The sequence below is a fragment of the Nocardia aurea genome, from assembly GCF_003123685.1.
Classification (GTDB): Bacteria; Actinomycetota; Actinomycetes; order Mycobacteriales; family Mycobacteriaceae; genus Nocardia; species Nocardia aurea.
This window is the reverse complement of the sequence record NZ_QCYJ01000046.1, coordinates 1-1,077: the sequence shown is the minus strand read 5'-3', so window position 1 is coordinate 1,077 and position 1,077 is coordinate 1. Positions and strand designations below refer to the sequence as shown.

At 65.5% G+C, this 1,077-nt stretch carries 1 protein-coding gene; it reads left to right on the top strand.

Annotated features, from left to right (window positions below):
* The first annotated feature begins 157 nt into the window (after positions 1-157).
* On the top strand, positions 158-1,054 hold the full coding sequence (locus DAT37_RS12460) for an IS5 family transposase (RefSeq protein ID WP_109524928.1): 897 nt from the start codon (positions 158-160) through the stop codon (positions 1,052-1,054).
* Positions 1,055-1,077: the final 23 nt, after the last annotated feature.

Below are 1,077 nucleotides of genomic sequence, written 5' to 3'. Positions count from 1 at the left end.
CTAGGGCGTGTTTTGAAAGTGGTGAGGTGATGGTGCCGGGCTGTCGGGCGGGGTGTTGAAAGATGTTGTGCGGGTGTGCGTGTCAGTGACCTGAAGTAGGTGAGGTCTCCGGTAGAAGGTTCAGCGACCAAGCAAAACCTGAAGTACCGGAGACCTCGTGATCAGCGTATCGGTCGCGGGGCGGGCGGATCTGACCGATGCCCAGTGGGCGCGGCTGGAACCGTTGCTGCCTCGTGGCAAGAAGGCGGGTCGACCGCCGAAATGGAGCAAACGACAACTCATCGACGGGATCCGGTGGCGGACCCGGGCGGGTGTGCCGTGGCGGGATCTGCCACCGCAGTACGGGCCCTGGCAGACGGTCTACGGACTGTTCCGGCGCTGGCAGCGTGTCGGGAACTGGGCCTTCATCCTCAAAGCGCTACAAGCCTTCGCTGACGCCGCGGGCATGATCGGCTGGCAGGTCGGTGTGGACTCCACGATCATGCGCGCCCATCAACACGCTGCCGGTGCCCGCCGTGACGGGCAGCAACAGCGGGAGCCACCCGGCGGGTGTGACACCGAGCCACGAGACCACGGGTTGGGTCGGTCGCGTGGTGGTTGGACGACCAAACTGCACCTGGCGTGCGAGCAGGGCATGCGTCCGTTGTCGTTGCTGCTCACACCCGGTCAAAGCGGTGACAGTCCACAGTTCGTCGCGGTGCTGGAGGCGATCCGGGTGCCCCGGCGCGGGCTGGGCAGGCCACGAGTGCGGCCAGAGCGAGTGCTCGCGGACAAGGCGTACTCCTCGCGCGCCAACCGTGAATATCTACGGCGGCGCGGTATCAAGGCCACCATCGCGATCCCCGATAATCAGGCCCGACACCGCAGGAACCGAGGCCCTCGGGGTGGGCGGCCACCCACGTTCGACCCCGACATCTACCGGGGCCGCAACACCGTCGAACGCGGGATCAATCAGCTCAAACACCACCGCGCCGTCGCGACCAGATTCGACAAACTCGCCGTCCGCTACCTCGCCACGATCCACATCGCGGCCATCAACCAGTGGCTACGCTGACCGACTTTCAAAACACGACCTAG